The sequence below is a fragment of the Desulfuromonas acetoxidans DSM 684 genome, assembly GCF_000167355.1.
GTDB lineage: Bacteria > Desulfobacterota > Desulfuromonadia > Desulfuromonadales > Desulfuromonadaceae > Desulfuromonas > Desulfuromonas acetoxidans.
Map to the genome: position 1 here is coordinate 26,494 of NZ_AAEW02000002.1, position 20,724 is coordinate 47,217.

The window sequence follows — 20,724 nt, forward strand, 5'->3', positions numbered from 1 at the left end:
GACTCAATTAACAAATCAACAAGGAGCAAACGTGAAAAAAACCATCCTGACAGTGACCATATTTCTTACCTCTTTGACCTCGTTGGCGTCAGCCGACTTCTACACCTGGAAAGATGACGATGGACAACTGCACGTCACAAACAAAGAACCTTCGGGTGTGAGCAAAGAAGACGTTATTGTTCGAGAATACAGCCAGGAGAGCCATGCGCAAAGACAACCGTCTGAAACATTCCAACGTCGGGTTCACCAGCAATTAGATGCTGTCAATTCACATAAATATGCCAAACCCAATGACGGTAATGAGATGAAGAGAGCTATTGAAAAACGCAGATTCAAAAAAACAGTCGACGTTGAAGAAGACATGCTCAAAGAGAGAATCCACTACTACCAGTGGGATTGCCAAAAAAACAACAACCGCAAATACTGCGATTCAAAACAAAAAATGTATGAGCAGAAGCTGAAACTTTTAAACCGCGATCCGGAAGAATATTTTATGCGGGAAACGCGCTACTAAGTCATGCCGCCATATCCTTGGCGATTTTTTTACGGACACCTAACACGTTCTGGATAAAACCGCTCCAACCACATCATCCTTGAACCGTCGCCAGACCAGCATCGCACTTCACAACCACGTGAAATGCGTCTAGAAAATACCCCCCCACGACATGGCAAAAAACTAACTTGCCTCCTTGTTGCTAAACCAATACAATCTGCGTCTTTTTCCCAATTACAATGCAAATTCAACTATTTAAGGAAAACGATGTTTGATTTTATTGTCAGAAAATCCGCGAATGCCAAAGCCGACATTCTGTCCGGTCTCACCGTCTCTTTAGCACTCGTTCCCGAAGCCGTGGCCTTTGCTTTTGTCGCCGGAGTCGCGCCACTGGTTGGCCTTTATGCCGCCTTTATGATCGGCCTGATTACTGCCATTATCGGTGGACGTCCAGGAATGATCTCCGGGGCCACCGGCGCCCTGGCTGTCGTCATGGTCGATCTTGTTGCTGGGCACGGCATTGAATATCTCTTTGCCACAGTGGTGCTGATGGGGATCTTTCAAGTCACGGCCGGAGTATTGCGACTCGGCAAATTCATCCGCCTGATTCCCCATCCGGTGATGCTCGGGTTCGTCAATGGCCTTGCCATCGTCATATTCCTTGCTCAACTCGGTCAGTTCAAGGTCGCTGATACAACAGGAAAACTTCACTGGCTCCATGGCCAGTCCCTCTACCTGATGCTCGGACTGGTTGCGATTACAATGGCAATTATCTTCCTGCTTCCCAAGCTGACCCTGGCCTTCCCCTCGGCACTCGCGGCTATTTTAGTGGTCACGGCACTAGTGCACATCTTCAACCTGGACACCCGCACGGTTGGCGACCTGGCTTCCGTATCCGGCGCATTGCCTTCCTTTCACCTGCCCATGGTCTCGCCAGGCCTTGACACTCTGGCGATTATCCTTCCCTACGCGGTGATCCTCGCGGCGATCGGTCTAATCGAATCGTTGATGACATTGACACTGATCGATGAAATCACCGAGACCCGCGGGCGTGGCAACCGGGAGTGCATCAGTCAGGGCGTCGCCAATATCATTACGGGGTTTTTCGGCGGCATGGGTGGTTGCGCCATGATTGGCCAGAGCATCATCAATATCAACTCCGGTGGCCGCGGACGTTTGTCAGGGATCACAGCAGCCTTAGCACTCATGTGTTTTATTGTTTTTGCCTCCAGCCTGATTGAGATGATCCCACTGGCTGCGTTAATCGGTGTGATGTTTACGGTGGTGATCGGCACCTTTGCCTGGTCGAGCCTGCGCATTCTGCACAAAATTCCGTTCTCTGACGCTTTGGTATTGGTACTGGTTTCCGCGGTCACGGTTTTCACCGACCTGGCTATTGCCGTGGCGACCGGAGTGATTGTTTCAGCGCTGGTCTTTGCCTGGCAAAGTGCCCGTCGGATCGATTCAGAAACCTCTCTTGATAACGACGGCGTTAAGACATACCACTTGAACGGGCCGCTGTTTTTCGGCTCAGTACGCTCTTTTAACGAACAATTCACCCCGAGCAAAGACCCCGACGAAGTGGTGATCGACTTCCGCGACTCACGCGTCTGTGATCATTCAGGTCTGGAGGCGGTCAACAGTTTGACCGAACGCTATCTCGGCCAGGGAAAAAAGTTACGTCTCAAGCATCTCAGCCCTGAATGCCGCTCATTGCTGGCCAATGCGGGCAGCATGATTGAGGTCAACGTGATTGAAGATCCACGCTATCGGGTGGCGGTTGATCAGTTGGCGTAACGGGAAGGAAATGTGTCGCGTGGGCGGCAAAAAATGAAAAGCCCTACTTCACATATTGAAGTAGGGCTATGATCACAGAATCAATCGAAAATTAATGGTCGGGGCGAGAGGATTTGAACCTCCGGCCCCCTGCTCCCGAAGCAGGTGCGCTACCAGGCTGCGCTACGCCCCGACATCATTTTCAACGGCTCAATGTAGTACCACGAGGTTTAGAAAAAGGCAAGAGGTTTCACCAGATTTCCACCTCGAAAAAGAAATTATTTTCGTACGCTTTCGGAGGTATCTTCCAACCAGTGTCCTGCGTACTGGATATCACGGCCCAGGCCGCCGATACACTCGCATCCGGTCAGTGTCAACACAAGGATCAACAATAATGACGCGATCAAAGTCTTCATTCGACCTCCTTTGTCATGATCAGGCGTGTTTCCGTTTGCGTCGTTCTTCCTGCCACAAATCGACCAGCAACAGACCAACTCCGACGGTGATGGCCGAATCAGCAACGTTGAATGCCGGCCAATGGTGGTGATACCAGTGGACATCGAGAAAATCAATCACCACACCAAGACGCACCCGGTCAATCAGATTACCAAGCGCTCCGGAAAAGACCAGCGCCAGACCAAAACGTTGCCAAAATGCCGTTAACGGCAACTTACAAAACATCCAACCGATCACGCCACAAGCGATCAGGGCAACACCCGACAAAAGCGGCAGGCGCAGCTCACTGTTGGCCAGGATACCGAAAGCCGCACCACTGTTGTGAACATAGGTGATATTAAAAAAGTGCTCAATCACCGTACGGCTCTGGTGCAATGTCATGGTGTGATCAATATACCACTTACTCCATTGATCGCCCACCAGCACAACTAGCGTGACCAGAATCAGGAGACGATAGCGCTGCGCCATCGTCAGGCTTGACCCCGCTCTTTCAGAGCTGCAAGACATTTCGGGCAGGCCTGGGGATGGTCGCTGTCTTCACCGAGCTGAGTTGAGTAATTCCAACACCGTTCGCATTTGTCACCAGCGGCTTTTTCAACCAGAATCTTCAGACCGTCAATCTTCTCGGACGCGTAACCATCGGCAACGGACTCCGCCAGGTCAGTCTGAGACACAATCCACAGGGTTGGCAATTGCTCGGCATATTTCTCTAGCAATGTACGGCAGGCGTCATCACTGACGGCAACCGTAACTTTGGCTTCCAGAGAATTACCGATCAGCTTGGCATCACGTGCCAGCTCAAGTGCTTTGGACACTTCGGAGCGCACAGTCCACAGTTGCTGATAAAGATCATCAAGTCCGCTGTCGAGCAGGCTGGTTTCAAAGCGGGGGAATCCAGCCAAGTGGACACTGGCTTCACGCTCACCCGGCATTTGTGCCCAGATTTCATCCGCTGTAAACGACAGCACCGGTGCAATCAGGCGGGTCAAGGCATCAAGAATACGATACATGGCCGTCTGAGCACTGCGTCGCGCCACACTGTTGGGTGCAGCAGTGTAGACGCGATCCTTGAGGATATCCAGGTAAATGGAACTCAATTCAACGCTGCAGAAATTATGGACGGCATGATACAGCATGTGGAATTCGTAATCATTGTAGGCTTTTTCCACTCGGCCAACCAGACTTTCCAGGCGTGACAACGCCCAGCGATCGAGCTCCAACAGATCACCATCGGCAACACTGTCCGTTGCCGGATCAAAATCGTAAATATTGCTGAGGATGTAACGCGCCGTATTACGGATCCGCCGATAGGCGTCCGACAGTCGCTGAAGAATCTCCTGACTGATCCGGATATCGTCCTGGTAATCCTGTGCCGCCACCCACAGGCGCAGCACTTCGGCACCAAACTTGTTGATCACGGCATCGGGAGCAACAACATTACCCTGCGACTTGGACATCTTGCGCCCATTGCCATCCACAACAAAGCCGTGCGTTAATACGGCCTTGTAAGGCGCAACGCCACGTGTACCCACCGCAGCCAACAGGCTGGAATGGAACCAACCACGATGCTGATCACTGCCTTCGAGATAGAGATCGGCCGGGGAATCGAGATAATCGCGATTTTCAACCACGGCAGCGTGTGAAACACCGGAATCGAACCAGACATCAAGAATATCGGACTCTTTGGTAAAGTGGTCGTGGCCACAGGAGGGACACACAGTCCCTTCGGGCAGCAATTCACTGACCTCTTTTTCGTACCACTGATCACTCCCGCCGTCCTCAAACAGATCGGCGACATGATGCATGGTCTTGCCGTCGGCCAACGCCTCTCCACATTCGGCACAATAGAAGACCGTAATCGGCACGCCCCAGGTCCGCTGACGACTGATACACCAGTCGGGACGCTTCTCAATCATGCCGTAGATGCGCTCACGCCCCCAGCCGGGGATCCACTGCACATCGTTGATGTGTTTAAGCGCCTGCTGCCGCAGGTCGTTTTTCTCCATGGAGATAAACCACTGTGCCGTCGCCCGGAAAATAACCGGTTTTTTACAGCGCCAGCAGTGCGGATAACTGTGCTCCACCTTGCTGACCTTGAGCAACGCGCCCACCTCGGTCAGCTTGTCGCACACAGCATCATTGGCCTCGGCCAGCTTCATGCCGCCAAACAGTTCGACATCTTTACGATAACGGCCGTAATCATCGACCGGATTGTAAATATCCAGACCGTACTTCAGACCAACGACATAGTCATCGTGACCATGACCGGGAGCGGTATGAACACAGCCGGTACCGGCTTCCAGAGTGACATGGTCGCCAAGAATAACCAGGGAATCACGCTCATAGAACGGATGACGGCACCGCTTGTTTTCAAACAGCGGTGCTTTGAAGCTGGCAATGACCTGCCCTTCGAGCTCCAACTCCTTGAGCACGCCCTGATACAATCCTTCGGCCAGAACCAGCACATCACCACCAGCCACTTCCACCGCGACATAGTCCAGTTCAGGATTAAGACAGATGCCCAGGTTGGCGGGAATGGTCCACGGTGTCGTCGTCCAGATGACAAAATAAAGCGACTTGCCTTCGAGAGCGTTCAGTTCGACGGGCAACGTATCCACATAGGGAAACTTAACAAAGATGGATGGTGAGACGTGATCGGCGTATTCCACCTCGGCTTCCGCCAGGGCGGTCACACAGGAGGAACACCAGTGCACCGGTTTCTTGCCTTTGTACAGACCTCCACGTTCAGCGAAGCGCGCCAATTCTCGGGCGGTGGCCGCTTCATAGCTGTCGTGCATGGTTAGATAGGGATCGTCCCATTCACCAAAGATACCCAGCCGTTTAAATTCACTGGCCTGGGTGTCCACCCATTCAGTGGCATAATTGCGGCACTCACGGCGGATTTCAGCCTTCGTCATGTCGCGCTTTTTCTTGCCGAGCTTTTTATCCACCATCAATTCGATGGGCAAGCCGTGGCAATCCCAGCCCGGAACATAAGGCACGTCAAAGCCCTGCATGCGGCGGCTTTTGAGGACAATATCCTTGAGAATCTTGTTCAGTGCGTGGCCGATATGGGTATGACCGTTGGCATACGGAGGACCGTCATGCAATGTAAAACGGGGCCGTCCGGCAGTGGCTTTGCGGATCTCGCCGTTGAGGTCCATCTTCTCCCACTGTTGCAGCATTTCAGGTTCCCGCTTGGGCAGATTGCCGCGCATGGGGAAGTCTGTTTTCGGCAGATTCAAGGTATCTTTGTAGTCCATGGTGTCCTCGCCTTTGACTGATTTATATATAATATATATGGCAAGCTCCCGCCCGACAGTTTTTCGGTACGGAAAAACAGGTTGAAAATAAGCAAATCAAGTTATCAGAATAGCCTAGGAAGTCAAGAAAAACGGCGGACATGAGCCCGGTTAACATTTAAAGACCGGTCCTGAGAAAAGACCAGGGAACGATTTTCTTTCGCTTAGTTACTCAAACGAAATACAGGCAATGGCCTGAAAGCGAAAACCGCACAAAGAGGAATAGACAGGATTAAAACCTGACAAACGCAATAAACCGATCAAAATCCATTTCAACCGATCAAACCTTCGTCAGGTTCTCATCCTCGAAAATGGAAGATTGCGGGTGGTGTCAAACACGATCAAGGTATTTATTCGTGAGGCCGACTATCCAGAAGATCACTTGTGAGAAATTCGCGAGCCGACATCGCTAACAATTTATTCCTGGCAAAGTTAGCGACTGAAGGCGCTCCGGCAGTGTTGATTTAACGGGCACGCCTCACAACGGGGATTACGACTACGACAACAGACCTTACCCAGCTCAACCAACAATGCATGGAATTCATTAAATAGCGAGGTGTCAGCAGGAAGGTGCTGCATCGCGTAGCGCTGGACCATGTCGTAACGTGCTTTGGCGTCAAGCAACCCCAATCTGGAGAAGATTCGGCGAGTATAGGCATCAACGACAAAAATGGGAAGACCGGCACCATACAGAACCATGCAGTCAGCCGTTTCCGGGCCAATACCGGGCTGGTCGAGAAGCCGCTGACGGACAGCGTGCAGATCTCCGCCGAGAAAAGAATCCACCCGCCCCTGATAGTCACGGCAAATCACTGCCGCCAGATTTTTCAAACACTGACTCTTACGCTGAAAGAATCCAGAGCTGCGAATCAAGACCTGCAACTCCTGGTGCTCAAGCCGGTGTAACGCCAAGGGGGTCATCACCTGAGCCTCTTTAAGAGCAGCAATGGACAGTTCCACATTGCGCCATGCAGTGTTCTGAGTCAAAACCGCGCCCACCATCATCTCAAATGTATCATCGGCGGGCCACCACGATTGGGAACCAAACCGTTCGAGCAACAACTCAAAAACGCGCGTTAAAGAGGGTAATGCCATTACTCACCGGGATCGAGTTCAAAGTGACGACAGACACTCTCCATGAACGCCCTCTTTAATGACGCGGACGACTCACACTCTCTGGCCACAATGCTGCGATGTCGGTAGCAGTGAAAGCCGGGAACATGGTGCTCAAGCAGGCGCCCCTCATCAAGATACTCCTGCACCGCAGAGCGGGAAATAAACGTCACCCCCTGCCCGGCCAGAACCTCTTTGATGATCAGACTGAAATCATCCAGCACCATGACGCGACGGAAGTCCGCAAGATCCCCCCCGGTGCCTTTTAAGTTGAAGCTCAGCAAATCACGACAGCTACAGCCATCGCGCCGGGTGATAAAGTTACACTGCTGAATATCTTCCAGGGTGATGTCATGCGCTGTCGGACCATAGGTTGGTGAGCTGACAAAGATCATCTCGTCTTGGGGCAGGTCCATATGACGCATCGTGCCAAAATCCATATCGGCAAGATGCTCAATGACTGCCACATCAAACTCGCCGTTTTTGATACCGTCCAAGGCCTGCAACGGCGCACCGAACAAAAACTTGAGGTCCTCCACTTCACCGAACTCCTGCATGAAGCGTTTAAGAATTTGCGGCAGATGTGCCATGCCAAAGGCCGGGGTGCAACAGATATAAAGATGCTGCCGGTCCGTCAGTGATCGCAACTCCTGCAGCATCTGCTCTTCCATATCCAGAATACGCCGCGCCCCTTCAAGGACAATGCGACCAGCAGCCGTCGGCTCCAACACCGCACCGGAACGATCGAGAAGCTGCTCGCCGCAACACGCTTCAAGGCTCTTGGTCCGTTGCGAGACAGCGGATTGGGTTAAATGCAGTTTCGCCGCCGCCCGAGAGAAACTCCCCTCTTCTGCAGCGATAAGTAATGTCTTTAGATATTGTGTTTCCATAGGGTATTCCGAATATGAAAAAAGGATTCTATAAGCCAAGCTTATGTAGCCATTAAAATGATTCGTTTTACACTACCAGCTCGTAAAAGTATTGTACACAGTGATATCAAACGTGGGCGTTATGCATAAATATGATCGGACAGTCATTTCATGCTTAACTCTCTGTTTTTCTTGACCTTAACTTTCCCGCCAGCGACACAGCGTTAATGGGTATACGGGAAAGAACCAAGGTCAGGGCACATCATTGGAGGAAGAACGAAAGGAGAAAACATGCGAAGGAAGTTCAACACCAAGGCCTCATGGCTGGTGAAGGCTCTTCCCCTGCTACTCATCCTTGGCGCTTGCGCCACAGGAAGTATCCGGGAAAAAGTACTGACCCTGCCTGTGATCGAAGGTGCATGCTACGTCGGTCAAGAGACCTGCGCAGACTGCCACGACGACATGGCCGGCGACATGTTCGCCACCTCTACATCGGCTGAAGGCTTCGCCAAGACCATTCACGGTCGCCTGGCAACCTGGGAGCTGATGGGCGCGGAAAAAGGCTGCGAATCCTGCCACGGTCCCGGCAGCCAGCACGTTGATAACGATGGCGACACTGAGATGATTCTGCGCCCTGCAGAACTGCTCTCTGACGAAGCATCGGCAATCTGCGCCAAATGTCACACCGACGGCAAACTGATGGACTACACCCACAGTGCTCACGCTCTGAGCGATGTCGGTTGTGTCGACTGCCACAGCATCCATGACGGCGAAGGCAAATTCAGCCTGAAGATGGAAGATCCTGAGCTGTGCTACAGCTGCCACCAGGAAGAGCAGGCAAAATCACACTTCCCTTCCAGCCATCCTTTGGCTGAAGGCAAGATGAACTGCTCCAGCTGCCACAACACTCACGGTGCTGTTGGTGAGTCCCTGAACACGGATGAGCGTCTTAACGATCTGTGCTTGAACTGCCATACGCGTTACCAAGGCCCCTTTGTCTTCGGCCATGCACCGGTTGAAGATGATTGCACCATCTGCCACGACCCCCACGGCAGTGTTGCAAACAACCTGTTGGTACAAAACGAGCCGTTCCTGTGCCTGCAATGCCATGAAGGTCACTTCCACATTCTGCGCAACTCTGCCCAGACACCAGGAAGCCCGGCTGGCACCATCGCAACAGTTCCAGGTATGACGGAAACTGCAAACCCCCATGGAACTGAGGGTTTCCAGACATCATTCGGCACCAAGTGCTCAACCTGTCACAAGGTTGTCCACGGCAGTGACTATCCGTCCCAGCCACTCAGTGGCCACGGCCTGACTCGTTAACAGCTCGTATTAATAGGAGGCAAAACTATGAAGCAAAGCCGATTGTGGCTGCTTGCATTGATGTCCGTCCTGGCGATGCTGGCCACTGCCACTGTGGCAGCAGCTGAAGGTGACGAAGCCCACCTGTCCGGTTCTTGGGAACTAGGCATGAGTGCTGTCACCACCAAGGACAATGCAGCACGTGTAAATGAATTCGCAACAGTCCATAAGGATGACGGGGTTGCTCTGGCACCGAAACTGGACTTGGAATTTGAAAAAGGTTCTTTCCTGCTGGAAGTCGAGAGTGAAGTTAATGGCGCTCGCGATCAGCAGCATGCTCTGGAAATCGACGCAGGTCGTATTTTCAAACTCGGCAGCGAGTACAGTGTTATGCAACACTGGAAGGATCATGAAACGTTGGACCAGATGGGCGCCACCGCCCGTGAGGACACCGGCGGTTCCCAGCCTTCTGTAACGACCGATAAAATCTTTGCCGACCTGGCCGAGATTGGTGTTACCTCAGTCGGTGGCGTTACCCTGAACTATGATGCTGCTGAAGCTTACGCTCAAGAGCTGGATAACGAGTATATCGTGACCCGCAAAGAGTGGAAAAACGAAGCAGAACTGACTCTGCCCCAACTGCCTAACGTGACGTTCAAGGCAGGCATTCGCATTGAAACACGCGAGGGCATGGAACAAGCCATCGGCCTGTCCAAGTGTGACGGTTGTCACGTTTCTGCCGTTGGCAAAGACATCGATGAGATCACTGAAGAGTACACCTTCGGCGCTACCGGTAAATTCGGTATCCTGACCGTGGACTATGAGTACCTCACGCGTTACTTTGACGAAGACAGCACCACCCCGACCCGCTACTACGAAGATGCTGGCAACCCCTCTGCGGCAGACCAGCTGATTTATGAAGCGGGCGACCTGGAGCTCAACCGTACGCCTGACTCTGAAAAAGAGACACACATGATCAAGGCGCGCGTTGATCTGCCCCGCAACACCAGCATCACTGCAAGCTATGTTAAATCTGAAGTAGACAGCTCCAAGTCGGAAACTCAAACCGACTACCAACTGCTTGACGGCGACACGCTGACCACCGAGTACGAATCTTTCGGTGCCAAGCTGGCCACCAAGTTCAACAAAATGATCAGCCTGTCCCTGCGCGGTTCTTACTATGAGATCGAAGCAGACGACAACGAGATCTACTATCAGGCCCGCGAAGATTCTGCTCGCTACGACGCTGACCCCGCTCTGTCCCTGCTGCCTTTCGGTGCAAGCGACGAGTACCACTCTGCTGAAGAACGCGAAGTCACTGACGCTGGTGCTGACGTAGTTATCCGTCTGGCTAAAGCCACCACTTTGCGCCTGGGCTACGAGTACGAAGAAGTTGAGCGCGTTGAAGAAGAGCTGGGCGAAACTGAAACCCACAGCTTCAAAGCTGCTCTGAAAACTCGCCTGAGCAACAAGCTGTCCGGCCGCATCAGCTACACTTACCAGGATATTGATGATCCGTTCGGTGGTGAAGACGTTACCGGTATTGCCCAAGGTATCGGCACTGAGGATCCCCTCGGTTCCGGCCTGTGGTACCTCGACACAGCAGACTACTACGGCATCGAGAACAACAGCGCCACGGCAGTATGGTACTGGAATAGCGTCTATCCCAACCGTACTATGGATGCCACAACGGAGCCTGATACGGTTCACGAAACCAAGCTGAGCACCACTTGGGCACCGTCTGCCAACATGGCAGCCACCCTGTTTGCCCGCGTTCGCTACGAAGAGAACGACGACGTAGAATACGAGCAGACGACTTATGTTCCCGGCGTTACCTTCTGGTATGCCCCGAGCGACAAACTCAACCTCACCATGTCGTACACTTTCAACAACCAGGACACTGAAAACCGTGCCTGCGTTGGCTGGTACCATGGCTGAGCGAACGCAGTTTCTTCGGCCCAGTTTGGGTCGATCTGTGACATCGTTGAGTATGAGTCCCAAGTACACACTGTTTCTTTCACTGCCGACTATCAGGCGACAGAAAAGCTCAACCTCAACGCCAGCGTTGTGTACAACAAAGCTGACGACGAATGGGATTGGGATTTCTATGAGCGCGCTTCCCTCATCATGGGTGGCGGTGCGTACAACTACGATTCTGTAGACCAGAACAACCTGATCGACGAGTACTCTGACCTCTCATACGAGCAGTACGAGATCACTCTCGGCGCCACTTACAACTTCTCCGATGCCTTCTATACGAAGATTTCGGGTACCTACGACATCTTCGAATCTGATGAGATGTATGTCTACGGTGATGAAGATGGTGATTCCTATACGGGTTATGTAGCCTTCGGTTACAGCTTCTAATCCGTTTCAGGATGCACAACAAAAAGCCCGGCCGCTTTATGCAGCCGGGCTTTTTTTATTTTCGCTGGCATTGCAATACCTCAAAACAGCTCCTGACAGCATCTGTCAAGAAACTGCGATACCGTGTTGGCATGACTCACTACCATGCCGTGGCCGGCCTCATCAAGAAGTTCCAGCTCAGATAACTGCGGCGGGCGAATCACCTGGTCCTGAGCTCCATGAAGGGCAAAAACCGGAACCGCAATATCCTGTTGAGGAAAATAGCTGACCGCCAGCCGCCCACCCTCTCGTACGAGCTGTGCAGGTGCTTCGAGAATCATCGTCCGACCCAGCGCCAACTGCGCCTCAGTTCCACCACCAAACACGCGCTGCAAAAACCAACGACGAGTCAGAATATGCCGAATCACAGGATAGGGGATCCACGTCGCCCAGCGATTCAACTGCTGCCCTTTTGAGACAACCGCTTGTGACGAGACTGCGCCACTGAGTAAAACCAGCCCCCGGCAGGGGTGCTGGCGGGCAATTTCACTGGCCACCAGGCTGCCAAACGAACAGCCACCGACCACATCATCGGCAGCGACATCCAGCGCCTCAACATGACGTCGGGCATAGCAGGCCATGGTTTCCTGCCGCCGAGGAATGAGAAGTCGCGGCGTCACCAGTTCACGACACGAGCAGTTAATCCCTTGATACATCCGTTCATCCGCTGCCAAGCCGGGAAGCAAAATAAGACGTCCGCCCATGATCTTTCCCCCAAGAGAGTTGCCTACATTTTGATGTTTTAAAAATCAACTTATCGTGTCAGTGTGTGAATCAAAAGGTCAACATCATAACATTAACAGCCCAACATGCGTTTGTCCTTGACTCACACTCCGGCAAAACTATAATGAAATACACTTTCAAAATCAAAGAATACTCAATTTATTCAACATGGTACCCTTATGAGCGCATCTATCCGTTTGTTACAAGTTCACGATAAAGCAACCATCACTTCGGTCACGGCTCCGGGGGAAATGGGACGCCGCCTGCGCGACATGGGGCTTGTTCCCGGCACTGAAATTGAAATTATCGGTCGCGCACCACTGAAAGACCCCGTCGCCTTGCGCTTACGCGGTTTCACTCTGACACTACGTAACAACGAGGCCGATTATATCCACGTCGCCAAGAAAGATTCGAACTGATGCAATCCTGCCACGTCGCATTTGCCGGCAACCCGAATGCCGGCAAAACGACCTTATTCAATAATGTCACCGGGTCACGGCAACATGTTGGCAATTACCCCGGCATCACCGTCGAGCGCAAAGAAGGCCGCCTGATTCATCAGGAGACCGAACTCAATATCGTTGACCTGCCCGGATGTTACTCATTGACAGCCTACACCCAGGAAGAACTGGTTGCCCGTCAAGTTCTGGTAGAGGAACGCCCTGAACTGGTAGTCAATGTCGTTGATGCTACGAAACTTGAACGGCACCTTTACCTGACCATTCAATTTATGGAGCTTGGTGCGCCAATCCTCCTGGCGCTGAACATGATGGACGATGTCCGCAACAAGGGAATGTCCATTGACCTGAAAAAGCTGGCCAAAGGCATGGGCTGTCCAGTGGTCGGCACCGTGGCCCGCAGTGGAGAAGGAAAGCCGGAACTGCTCGACCGCATTATCGAAGCGGCGGAAGACCAGTCTACCTGGCAACCATTGCAAATTTCCTACGGCCCGGACATTGATCCGGTGCTGGAAACACTCATCACCGCAATCGAGCAGCACCAGTTTCTGACCCAGCGCTATCCGTCACGATGGTTGGCCATCAAATACCTCGAAGACGATGAGCAAATCATTGAACAGGGCCGCAAAGAAAACCCATCCATTGCCGACGAACTCAACAGTATTGTTGAAAATCTACGTGACCACTGTGCAAAAACGTTAAACTCGTTTCCCGAAGCGATCATTGCCGACTACCGTTACGGTTTCATCCATTCTCTACTGAAACGGGGCATTGTCACCTACCCCGAAGATGTTGAACGGATGGACCTGACCGATAACCTGGACAAGGTTCTGACCCATAAGGTTTTCGGCCCCGCCTTGATGATGATCTTGCTCTACCTGATGTTTCAGATCACATTCACACTGGGGGACTATCCTCTTCAAGCCCTTGAATTTCTGTTTTCATGGCTGGGCAGAACTGTTGGTGGCTGGCTGCCGGACGGCGGCTACCTGCAATCGCTTGTGGTCTCCGGCGTTATCGACGGCGTTGGCGGTGTCCTGAGCTTTGTCCCGCTCATTGTCATCATGTTTATCATGATCGCGTTCCTCGAAGATTGCGGCTACATGGCCCGGGTGGCCTACATGATGGACAAGATCTTTCGCACGTTTGGCTTGCACGGCAGCTCAGTCATGCCGTTTATCATCTCCGGCGGCATTGCCGGTGGATGCGCCGTTCCAGGCGTTATGGCGGCACGCACCTTACGCAGTCCCCGCGAAAAATTAGCCACCATCCTGACCGCTCCGTTTATGCCTTGCGGCGCCAAAATTCCGGTTTTTTTATTGCTGATTGGAGCATTCTTTGCCGAATACCGGCCTCTGATCATGTTCGGAATCACGCTGACGGCCTGGGCCATGGCATTGCTGGTTGCTCGGCTACTGCGATCAACCCTGATCCGCGGCGAATCAACGCCGTTTGTCATGGAACTTCCTCCGTACCGCTGGCCGACACTGCAGGGGATACTGATCCACACGTGGGAACGAACCTGGGAATACATCAAGAAAGCCGGCACCGTCATTCTGGCGATCTCCATTCTGCTCTGGCTGGCCATGACCTTCCCCCGCCCCGACCACACCCAAACCGAATCCTTTAACCTTCAACGGAGCCAACTGCAACAGCAGTTGAGGCATGCGAATACCACAGAGCAAGTTGCCCAGTTAGAAGGTCAACTCACAGAGATTTCACGCCGTCAAAGCCTTGAGGCTCTAAAGTCCTCTGCTGCCGGCCAACTCGGAAAAATGCTTGAGCCGATCAGTTCCTGGGCCGGGTTTAACTGGCGGACCAATATCGCACTGATCGGTGGCGTCGCCGCTAAAGAAGTGATCGTTTCAACTCTGGGAACAGCCTATTCCCTTGGCGAAGTTGATTCCGACGAGCCTACCAGCCTGATTGACCGCATCGCCAAAGACAACGACTGGAACCGCATCAGTGCCATCAGTGCCATTTTGTTTGTACTGCTTTACGCCCCCTGCTTTGTCACGATTGTTGTTATGGCGCGCGAAACCTCATGGCGCTGGGCCTGTTTTGCTCTGTTTTTCAATACCGCCATCGCTTTTGGTCTAGCTACTCTGGTTTACCAGACAGGCCTGCGTCTTTTCTGACCTTACAACTCGGAAACAACCATAAACAGGCCTGTTGACGGGTGAGAGAACTCGCCATTTTTTTGCTAGACATGACAAGAAAACTCTGTATATTGAGAGTCAGTTTATACAATCGGGCTGGTTAGACAGCCCACGATTTAACCATGCTAAAGGAGATTTAAAATGGCTTACGAAATCACTGAAGATTGCACCAGCTGCGGTGCATGTGAAGACAGCTGCCCGGTAGAGGCTATCTCTGAGGGTTCTGACAAGTACGTTATCGACGCTGACACCTGCACTGACTGTGGTGCATGTGCTGATGCTTGCCCGGTAGGCGCAATCGTCGAAGGCTAATCGCCAAACTGTTTCATAAAAAAGCGCCGGCGGCAACGTCGGCGCTTTTTTATTGTGTAGATTTAGTATCTTACACGTAATCCAGGCACTTTTTTCTTGCCCACCCACTTCGCGTCATGTTAGCGTAATCTTATGCCTGCAGTTTAGTACGGAATTTCTTTTGATTTACGGTACGAAATAACGCACCACAGAATTCCGGCTGTCGGCACACTGACAGACCGGCGCTGCCGGCTAAAAAAGGAGTAGTTCACAATGGCACAAGGTTCAGTAAAGTGGTTCAATGACGCAAAAGGATTTGGTTTCATTGAGCAAGATGGTGGTCCGGATGTATTTGTTCACTTTTCAGCGATCCAAGGCGACGGCTTCAAATCCCTCGCTGAAGGCGATCGCGTCGAATTCGAAATTACTGATGGCCAGAAAGGCCCTCAAGCAGCTAACGTCATCAAGCTGTAAAAAATCGAATTAAAAAATTACAAAGGCCCTGCCAACCCGGCAGGGCCTTTTTTATTGCGGCTAAATTCCACCCCTCTTTGACCTTGACACCTCTCCGGGCTGTTGCTAGGTTGCTTAAGGTCAAACTGTTTACATTACAAACCTCCCGATAGATGATCGACCTTGCGTCGAGGTGACCTTCTTGCAAGTTCTCATTTCAGACAACTTTTCCTCTGCCGGTTTAAAGCTTTTCGACGAGGCTGAAGGCATCACTGCAGACTATCAACCCGGTATCACCCACGACAATCTTCTGAAAATCATCAACAACTATGATGCTTTGATCGTTCGCGGCGGCACCACGGTCAGCGAAGAACTGATCTTTGCCGCCAAGCGGCTGAAAATTATCGCCCGCGCTGGCATCGGCGTTGAGAACATCGCCATGGACGCGGCCAACATAAAGGGCATCGTTGTCACCAACACCCCACTGGGGAGCACCACAACAATTGCCGAGCATGCCATCGCAATGATGATGTCCCTAGCTCGCCTGATTCCTCAAGCCCATGAATCAATGAGCCAAGGGAAATGGCAGTCAACAGAATTCCTCGGTTCGGATATCAACGATAAAACACTCGGTGTCATCGGCGGCGGAAAAATTGGCCGTCGTGTCATTGAATACGCTCGCGGCCTGCATATGCATGTCAACCTTTACGATCCCTATCTTTCCGAAGAGGTGATTACGCGACTGGGGGCCAGTAAAGTCTCACTTGAAGATCTTTTATCAACGGCGGATTTCATCTCGCTCCACCTGCCGCTGACACTGGAAACGGAACAGATCCTCAACGCCGAAACGTTTGCCATGGTTAAACCCGGCTGCCGTTTGATCAACTGCGCCCTTGGGGGTCTGATCAATGAAGACGATCTGGTCAACGCACTGACAGATGGGACCTTTGCCGGTGCAGCGCTTGATACCTTTGCAACGGAACCCCCGGCACCGGACAACCGGTTGTTACACATGGACAATGTCATCTGCACACCACATCTGCGGGCAGCGACAGTGGATGCCCAGACCAACGTGACGGTCCAGGCGGCCCACCAAGTGATTGACTTTCTCACCAATAAAACCGTGCGCAACGCCCTGAACGTTCCATCCATCAGCATTGACCACCTTGAGGCCATGCGCCCCTATCTCGACATGGCTGAACGCATGGGACTATTTCTCGCTCAACTATTGCACATGCCGTTTAATGCCATCACCATTGAATACAGCGGCGACCTCACCAGCCACCCGATGGAACCGATGACAATGACGCTGCTCAAGGGCTTTCTCACTCCAATCATCGGCAACCGGATTAACTATGTCAACGCCACTCATGTTGTACGGGAACGGGGAATAACTGTCACTGAAACGCGCAGAAATGTTGCCGACGGCTTCTCGAACATGATAGAGTTGATCGTTTCGGGAGAACAGGGAAGCCAATCGGTGCGCGGCGCCATCTTTAACAACCGTGAGTGCCGCATTATCGGTGTGGATGATTATGCCATTGAGACGATTCCGAGCGGGCACCTTCTGGTGGTCCGCAACCTGGACCGTCCCGGCGTAATCGCCCTGCTCGGACGCTTATTGGCAGAAGCTGAGATCAATGTCGCGATGATGAATTTATCACGACAAAAATCCACCGGGGACGCCATGAGCCTGGTCACTGTGGATCACAAAATCCCAGAACAGGTCATGGAAGAATTGCGTCGACACGACAGCATTCTCTCCGCCGTTCAGATTGATCTCCCATAAGCCATTCGATACGGTTCATTTACTATTTAAGATCCCAAAGGCGGCCGTGCTGCCACAAGAAGAGAGCATCATGAAAACAACCGCAACCATTGAAGCGATGATCCCCAAGGGAGTAAAAGACTTTCTGCCCCTCAATTCAGTAAAGATTGAACACCTAAAAAGCTGTCTGCACGACGTATTCAAGCAGTGGGGATTCCAGCCGATCACACCGCCGTCCCTCGAATTCCTCGATGTTTTGGAACAGGGTCTCGGCAATGATCTTAAAGAGTGCACACTGCGCTTTGATGATCGCCAAAGTGGTAAGCTGCTGGCCTTTCCTCCTGACATCACGCCACAAGTCGCGCGGATTTTCGCCACCCGTCTCAAGGAAGCTCCACTCCCGCAGCGGTTGTGCTATTCGTGCCGCGTATTGCGTCATACCGAAGAGCAGGCCGGAAAAGATCGGGAAGTTTTTCAATCCGGTGTTGAACTGATCGGCCACAACGGGCCTCAAGCAGATGCTGAAATGATCGCGATGGCGCTGGAATGCTTTGACCGCCTTGCCACACCGCAATACACCATTGATATTGGTCAAGTTGAATTTTACCGCGGGGCACTCAACTCCCTCAACCTTACCCCGCAGGATCTTTGCGCCGTTCAGCAAGATATTCTGCGCAAAGACAGTTCAAGCCTGAAACAACATCTCGAAACGCTGAACATCAGTGACGCAGAAAAAGATGAAATCCTTGCCCTGCCTCGCCTGTTTGGCAACCGCAGCGTTCTTGATCAGGCGGCAACCGTCGTTACTAACGATCGCTCAAAACGCGCTCTGGACGACCTGCACAGCGTTCTGAAAACACTGGAGATTTATGGTGTTGATCAGCATATTACCGTTGACTTAGGCGAACTGCGCGGTCTTGACTACTATACCGGCATCACGTTCCAAGGCTTCCTGAGTGGTTACGGTCAAGCGGTTTGCCTCGGTGGCCGCTATGACAATTTGACCGCTGGATATGGATTGCAAGCACCGGCAACCGGGTTTGCGTTCAACCTGCTCAACCTGCTGTTTTCCATGTCTGACGAGTTGAGCCAAACTATTCAGCCGGCAACGGAAATCCTCATCCACTGCTGCGACAACGAAACAGGTCAAGCCCACAGCGTCGCACGCCAGTTAAGGGCTCAAGGTCGCTCGGTCTGTATCGACATCCCACGGACATTGGAGCAAGCACAAACATACGCCAAGAAAATGAACTTTACATATTTAATGACCGTTACAGCGACTTCGGACCAAATCGAAGTAAAAACGCTGAGCGATGGCCAGAACACCACCATATCGATGGCCGAGCTGACCAGTGGTCAAATTAAGCTGTAGCAAATAAGGAGAAAAAAAATGGCAAACGTTGTAATCGTTGGTGCCCAATGGGGCGATGAGGGCAAAGGCAAAGTCGTTGACATCTATACGGAGAATGCCAATGCAGTCGTGCGCTACCAGGGTGGCAACAACGCTGGACATACTCTGGTAGTTGGTGATGAAAAAACCGTCCTGCACCTGATCCCCTCCGGCATCCTCCACAAAGGCAAACGCTGCATCATTGGTAATGGCGTCGTTCTCGATCCCAAGGTTTTCATCGAAGAGATCGAGGGATTGAAGAAAAAAGGCTACATGACGGACGATTCTCAACTGATCATCGACCGCAACGTCCATATTATCATGCCGTACCATAAGAAAATTGATATTGCGCGTGAAAACAAGCCGGGTGAGCGCCGCATCGGCACGACAGGCCGCGGCATTGGCCCCACCTACGAAGACAAGGTCGGTCGCCGTGGCATTCGCCTGTCCGACCTGATCAACCCGACAGTCTTTGCCATGAAGGTCAAGGAATTCCTTCCAGAGAAAAACTTTCTGCTGGAAAACTTCCTCAAGGATTCCCCGTTGACTGAAGAAGAGATTCTTGAGGAATACAATGCTTACGGTGAAATCCTGAAAAAATATGTTGGGAACGCCTCGCTGTTGCTTGACGACTGCCGCAAACAGGGCCAAAACATCCTGTTTGAAGGCGCCCAGGGCAGCCTACTCGATGTTGACCACGGCACTTATCCGTATGTCACCTCCTCATCCACATGCGCTGGCGGAGCAGCAATTGGCAGCGGATTTGGCCCACGCTTCATCAATGAGGTTATCGGCATTTCCAAAGCCTATGTTACCCGCGTTGGCGAGGGCCCGTTCCCGACGGAACTGCATGACGAGATGGGCGAGACCCTGCGTAAAGCAGGTTCCGAATTCGGCGCGACAACCGGCCGCCCCCGTCGCACGGGTTGGTTTGACGCGGTGGCATTACGCGAAGCAGTTCGCACCAACGGCCTGACCGGACTGGCGATCACCAAGCTGGATGTTCTGGACGGACTTGATTCCATCAAAGTCTGCACCGCGTATTCCTACCAAGGGGAACTGCTCGAAGAATTTCCCCAGGACGCCAACGTCCTCAAAGAATGCAAACCGGTCTATGAAGAAATTGAAGGGTGGAAGTGCGCACTCAGCGCCGTAACAAGCTATGAAGAGTTCCCTGACAAAGTGAAAAATTATCTGAATAAGCTCGAGGAAATTACCGGTTGCCCAGTTGTTCTTGCCTCTGTCGGCCCGCGCAGAGACCAAACAATTCAACTGCGCAATCCATTTGCCGGATAATTTATTTTAGGTTAGAAAAAAGGGTTGACTTCAATAGGGTCATCACGTATAACACTCCTCGTTGTGAGCCGGTAGCTCAGTTGGTAGAGCATCTGACTTTTAATCAGATGGTCGTGGGTTCGATCCCCCCCCGGCTCACCATTTTTATACATAAGTCCCTATCGTCTAGCCTGGCCCAGGACACCGCCCTTTCACGGCGGCGACGGGGGTTCGAATCCCCCTGGGGACGCCAAAGCATATAGCCCTGCTGATCACTGATCGGCAGGGCTTTTTACTTTCTTATCAGTATGTTACAAACCTGCACCACCAATCAAACCACCCCCAGCATCTCGTTTCGCTTAGTTCATCCTTCCCACAGATTAAAAAAATCCCCCAGATCCAAACTACTCCATTTTTGGCAAAAATCCGCCCAGAGTTACCGACACAATCCAACTACGGATTCCTCACAAGGTTGGTTGTAGGTTGG

17 protein-coding genes and 3 tRNA genes are annotated in these 20,724 nt (G+C 52.1%); 13 read left to right on the plus strand and 7 right to left on the minus strand.

Translation table 11 applies throughout. From position 1 onward, the window contains the following. The first annotated feature begins 31 nt into the window (after nt 1-31). Both DACE_RS01510 and DACE_RS01515 read left to right on the plus strand, forming a co-directional pair. Nucleotides 32-514 carry a DUF4124 domain-containing protein gene (locus DACE_RS01510; protein ID WP_005997761.1) on the plus strand — a complete coding sequence of 161 codons (483 nt, stop codon included), beginning with the start codon at nt 32-34 and terminating at the stop codon, nt 512-514. Nucleotides 515-760: 246 nt separating this feature from the next. Then, nucleotides 761-2,290, plus strand: a complete 1,530-nt coding sequence (locus tag DACE_RS01515; protein WP_005997762.1) for a SulP family inorganic anion transporter — start codon at nt 761-763, stop codon at nt 2,288-2,290. 95 nt (nt 2,291-2,385) lie between these two features. Here DACE_RS01515 and DACE_RS01520 read toward each other — a convergent pair. The 6 genes from DACE_RS01520 to DACE_RS01540 all read right to left on the minus strand — a co-directional run bounded on the left by DACE_RS01520 (nt 2,386) and on the right by DACE_RS01540 (nt 8,030). Further along, nucleotides 2,386-2,462: transfer RNA gene (locus DACE_RS01520), tRNA-Pro, on the minus strand. Between the two features lie 85 nt (nt 2,463-2,547). Continuing rightward, entirely contained in the window at nt 2,548-2,685 is a 138-nt protein-coding gene (locus DACE_RS18395) for a hypothetical protein (protein WP_176290180.1), read from the minus strand. Between the two features lie 19 nt (nt 2,686-2,704). After that, on the minus strand, nt 2,705-3,193 hold the full coding sequence (lspA, locus tag DACE_RS01525) for a signal peptidase II (RefSeq protein WP_005997763.1): 489 nt from the start codon (nt 3,191-3,193) through the stop codon (nt 2,705-2,707). Nucleotides 3,194-3,195: 2 nt separating this feature from the next. Continuing rightward, nucleotides 3,196-5,988, minus strand: coding sequence for an isoleucine--tRNA ligase (ileS, locus tag DACE_RS01530; RefSeq protein ID WP_005997764.1), 2,793 nt, complete (start codon nt 5,986-5,988; stop codon nt 3,196-3,198). Nucleotides 5,989-6,459: 471 nt separating this feature from the next. After that, nucleotides 6,460-7,122, minus strand: a complete 663-nt coding sequence (locus DACE_RS01535) for an endonuclease III domain-containing protein (RefSeq protein ID WP_005997765.1) — start codon at nt 7,120-7,122, stop codon at nt 6,460-6,462. Beyond that, entirely contained in the window at nt 7,122-8,030 is a 909-nt protein-coding gene (locus DACE_RS01540; protein WP_005997766.1) for a LysR family transcriptional regulator, read from the minus strand. Before DACE_RS01540 ends, DACE_RS01535 begins: the two co-directional genes overlap by 1 nt. A gap of 270 nt (nt 8,031-8,300) precedes the next feature. Between DACE_RS01540 and DACE_RS01545 the strand changes: the two genes are divergently transcribed. Both DACE_RS01545 and DACE_RS01550 read left to right on the plus strand, forming a co-directional pair. Further along, entirely contained in the window at nt 8,301-9,335 is a 1,035-nt protein-coding gene (locus DACE_RS01545; protein ID WP_005997767.1) for a GSU2203 family decaheme c-type cytochrome, read from the plus strand. Nucleotides 9,336-9,362: 27 nt separating this feature from the next. Continuing rightward, on the plus strand, nt 9,363-11,681 hold the full coding sequence (locus DACE_RS01550) for a GSU2204 family CXXCH-containing (seleno)protein (RefSeq protein ID WP_272940843.1): 2,319 nt from the start codon (nt 9,363-9,365) through the stop codon (nt 11,679-11,681). Between the two features lie 80 nt (nt 11,682-11,761). On the opposite strand, the gene DACE_RS16915 is transcribed toward DACE_RS01550, so the two are convergent. Further along, entirely contained in the window at nt 11,762-12,424 is a 663-nt protein-coding gene (locus DACE_RS16915; RefSeq protein ID WP_005997777.1) for an alpha/beta fold hydrolase, read from the minus strand. A 198-nt stretch (nt 12,425-12,622) separates the two neighbouring features. On the opposite strand from DACE_RS16915, the gene DACE_RS01565 reads away from it, so the two are divergent. From DACE_RS01565 to DACE_RS01605, 9 genes are all read left to right on the plus strand, one after another. Beyond that, a complete protein-coding gene (locus DACE_RS01565) occupies nt 12,623-12,862 on the plus strand; it encodes a FeoA family protein (protein WP_005997779.1) in 240 nt (79 codons plus the stop codon). Next, nucleotides 12,862-15,039, plus strand: a complete 2,178-nt coding sequence (feoB, locus tag DACE_RS01570) for a ferrous iron transport protein B (protein WP_005997789.1) — start codon at nt 12,862-12,864, stop codon at nt 15,037-15,039. Before DACE_RS01565 ends, feoB begins: the two co-directional genes overlap by 1 nt. A gap of 162 nt (nt 15,040-15,201) precedes the next feature. After that, a complete protein-coding gene (locus tag DACE_RS01575; RefSeq protein ID WP_040365883.1) occupies nt 15,202-15,372 on the plus strand; it encodes a DUF362 domain-containing protein in 171 nt (56 codons plus the stop codon). Between the two features lie 252 nt (nt 15,373-15,624). After that, entirely contained in the window at nt 15,625-15,825 is a 201-nt protein-coding gene (locus DACE_RS01580) for a cold-shock protein (RefSeq protein ID WP_005997791.1), read from the plus strand. Nucleotides 15,826-15,997: 172 nt separating this feature from the next. Further along, the gene (gene serA, locus DACE_RS01585; protein ID WP_394708468.1) at nt 15,998-17,593 is read left to right on the plus strand and encodes a phosphoglycerate dehydrogenase; all 1,596 of its coding nucleotides are present in this window, start codon (nt 15,998-16,000) and stop codon (nt 17,591-17,593) included. Between the two features lie 70 nt (nt 17,594-17,663). Then, complete coding sequence (hisZ, locus tag DACE_RS01590) at nt 17,664-18,944, plus strand: ATP phosphoribosyltransferase regulatory subunit (RefSeq protein ID WP_040365884.1); 1,281 nt, start codon at nt 17,664-17,666, stop codon at nt 18,942-18,944. A gap of 18 nt (nt 18,945-18,962) precedes the next feature. Then, the gene (locus DACE_RS01595) at nt 18,963-20,258 is read left to right on the plus strand and encodes an adenylosuccinate synthase (protein ID WP_005997797.1); all 1,296 of its coding nucleotides are present in this window, start codon (nt 18,963-18,965) and stop codon (nt 20,256-20,258) included. Between the two features lie 65 nt (nt 20,259-20,323). After that, a tRNA-Lys gene (locus tag DACE_RS01600) sits at nt 20,324-20,399 on the plus strand. A gap of 13 nt (nt 20,400-20,412) precedes the next feature. Further along, nucleotides 20,413-20,490: transfer RNA gene (locus DACE_RS01605), tRNA-Glu, on the plus strand. Nucleotides 20,491-20,724 lie beyond the last annotated feature (234 nt).